Here is a 2,853-nt window from a genome sequence, read left to right on the forward strand (position 1 = left end):
CCGCGTTGCAGCAGGATGGCCGCAGCGCGGCGCGATCTCAAGCGGGGGCAGCGAGATTCTGCGCCCCGCCAGTCCCTCCATTGCGGAATCCCAGCCCTGCGCGAACGGCCTGGAAATGCGGCCGAGGTGGTGGATTCTCTCCGCAGGAGAGATTCGCCCATGCCCACATCTGTCACACGCCCGGCGATCCGCAGCCTGGAAGGCTGGGCGATCGCCACCCTGCAGGAGGCCGGAGCGATCGTCGAATGCGAGGAGCACGGCTGGATGCGCGAGCGCGGCGATCCGCACGCGCTGGCGCGGGCGCTCGAGCTCGCGCGCGACGATCCGCCGCGCGGCACCTGCAGCTCGGACGCAGTCGCGGCCATCGAGCAGGTCATCGCCGCGATCGGCGACAGCTGTCCGGAGTGCTCACGGCCCTGAGAGCCGGAAGAAATGCCACGATTCAAATAAGTGATTCCGCGCCGGCCATATTTCGGCCTAGGCTGTGGCCTCGCCCGGGAGAGGTCATCGTGCTCAAGCGTCCCACTGCGTGGCTGCTGCGCAAGCCCTGCCCGATCTGCGGCCGGCCGCTGAAGGTGCGCGAGAACGGGCCTGGTCGTCCCGGTGACTGCCGCGAGCTGATCTGCCCCGCCTGCGACGGCCCCGATCCGCTGCATTCGCCGCGGGCGCTCGGCTGGACCAGGAGTTCGCTGCGGCCGCCGCAGCGGCCGCAGAAGCATTAGCGCGCGAGCTTGCGCTCGACTGTCTTGCGGCTGTTGCCGACCTTCTTGACCGCCTTCTTCACGGCCGAGGCCGAGCGGCCGGTCTTCTTGGCTTCGTAGCGGACTTCGTAGTCCTGGCCGCCGGCGACGCGGGCGCGATCCTGCTTGCGTCCGCGCGACGACTTCGCCGTCGAGGTCTTCTTCTTTGCTGCCATGGTGCATCTCCTTGTCAGCGCGCAACGCACGAATCCGCAAACCGGTTCCGCGAACAGAGGAGACACACCGCATCGCTCACCCCAGATCGAACTTGACGCCCTGCGCCAGCGGCAGGCTGCGGCCGTAGTTCACGGTGTTGGTGGCGCGGCGCATATAGGCCTTCCAGGCATCCGAGCCGGACTCGCGGCCGCCGCCGGTCTCCTTCTCGCCGCCGAAGGCGCCGCCGATCTCTGCGCCCGACGGGCCGATATTGACGTTGGCGATGCCGCAGTCGGAGCCGCGCGACGACACGAACAGCTCGGCCTCGCGCAGATCGTTGGTGAAGATCGAGGACGACAGCCCTTGCGGCACAGCATTGTGCAGCTCGAGCGCGACCTCGAGGTCGCGATACGGCATCACATAGAGGATCGGCGCAAACGTCTCGCGCTCCACCGGCCCGCTCTGCGTGGCGATCTCGACCAGCGCCGGGCGCACGTAATAGGCCTCCTCACAGCCGCCGACCGCGACGCGCTCGCCGCCGAACACGCGCCCGCCATGATCCCGCGCCGCGCTCAGCGCGTCCTGCATCGCCTCGAAGGCTGCGCGGTCGACCAGCGGACCGATCAGGGTGCCCGGCTGCAGCGGGTTGCCGATCGACACCGATCCATAGGCCTGCTTCAGGCGCGGCACGAGCTGCTCGTAGACATCGGCATGAACGAACAGGCGGCGCAGGCTGGTGCAGCGCTGGCCGGCCGTGCCCATCGCGGCGAACGCCACCGCGCGCAAGGTCAGATCGAGATCGGCCGTGGGCGTGACGATCGCGGCATTGTTGCCGCCGAGCTCGAGGATCGCGCGGGCAAAACGGCCGGCGAGGCAGGCGCCGACCACGCGCCCCATCGCGGTCGATCCGGTCGCCGACACCAAGGGCACCCTGGCATCGTCGACCAGCATCTCGCCGACCTCGCGCCCGCCGAGCATCAGGCCCGCGAGCCCCTCCGGCGCGACGCCGCCCTCGCTGCGATAGCGGGCGAGCGCGCGCGCGAGCAGCGCATCGGACGCGAGCGCCGTCAGCGGCGTCTTCTCCGAGGGCTTCCAGACGACGCTGTTGCCGCACACCAGCGCGATGGCCGCATTCCAGGCCCACACCGCGACGGGAAAATTGAACGCCGAGATCACGCCGGTGACCCCCAGGGGATGCCACGTCTCCATCATGCGGTGCTCGGCGCGCTCGGTGGCGATGGTCAGGCCATAGAGCTGGCGCGACAGGCCGACCGCGAAGTCGCAGATGTCGATCATCTCCTGGACCTCGCCGAGCCCCTCGGAGACGATCTTGCCGGCCTCGATCGACACCAGCCGGCCGAGCGCCGACTTGTGGGCGCGCAACTCCTCGCCGAACAGCCGCACCAGTTCGCCGCGCTTCGGCGCCGGCACCAGCCGCCACTGCAGGAACGCCGCGTGGGCGCGCGCGATCACCGCCGTCGCATCCGCCCGGGTGTCGTCCCGTACCTGCGCCAGCACCTCGCCCGTGACCGGCGAGCGGGCGGCGCGCGTGCCGCCGCGCAGCCGCTCCGGCGCGACGCCGAGCGAGGTCAGGATCTCAGTCGTTTCCGCAGCAAGATGGAGGGGCTGGTGGCTGGGGGACATCTGCAACTCCGTATCGTCTCTCGCGCCGTTGCGAGCGGGACATCGTGTGTGGTCGATCATGGACGCCCCCGTGTAGATCATAATCCGCGAGCGCGCGAGCACCCGGCGCTGTGCAATCGGCCACTTGGCGATGTGTCCCAGGCCGTTAGCCGGCCTGCCCTTCCATCAGCCGCCCACGCAGTCCGGTCAAACCGCTGGAGGTCGCACGAAGCCCCATCCGGAGCCTACCGCCGCTTCCGCCGCGGGACGCACGAGAAAGACCCCGCGACGCCGCAGCGTCCGGGCTGGTGAGTTCGACGAGCCCTCTGAACAC

The 2,853-nt window shown here is 69.8% G+C and carries 4 protein-coding genes; 2 read left to right on the plus strand and 2 right to left on the minus strand.

Annotated elements, in window-relative coordinates:
* The first annotated feature begins 159 nt into the window (after window positions 1-159).
* Window positions 160-420 carry a hypothetical protein gene (locus BRAS3809_RS14355; RefSeq protein WP_008962826.1) on the plus strand — a complete coding sequence of 87 codons (261 nt, stop codon included), beginning with the start codon at window positions 160-162 and terminating at the stop codon, window positions 418-420.
* 89 nt (window positions 421-509) lie between these two features.
* Window positions 510-722, plus strand: a complete 213-nt coding sequence (locus BRAS3809_RS14360) for a hypothetical protein (RefSeq protein WP_008962827.1) — start codon at window positions 510-512, stop codon at window positions 720-722.
* Here the strand turns inward: BRAS3809_RS14360 and BRAS3809_RS14365 are convergent.
* Window positions 719-916 carry a DUF3606 domain-containing protein gene (locus BRAS3809_RS14365; protein ID WP_008962828.1) on the minus strand — a complete coding sequence of 66 codons (198 nt, stop codon included), beginning with the start codon at window positions 914-916 and terminating at the stop codon, window positions 719-721. The genes BRAS3809_RS14360 and BRAS3809_RS14365 overlap by 4 nt on opposite strands.
* Before the next feature lie 76 nt (window positions 917-992).
* On the minus strand, window positions 993-2,540 hold the full coding sequence (gene amaB / locus BRAS3809_RS14370) for an L-piperidine-6-carboxylate dehydrogenase (RefSeq protein WP_052523422.1): 1,548 nt from the start codon (window positions 2,538-2,540) through the stop codon (window positions 993-995).
* Window positions 2,541-2,853 lie beyond the last annotated feature (313 nt).

Source organism: Bradyrhizobium sp. STM 3809 (assembly GCF_000239795.1).
Taxonomy (GTDB): domain Bacteria; phylum Pseudomonadota; class Alphaproteobacteria; order Rhizobiales; family Xanthobacteraceae; genus Bradyrhizobium.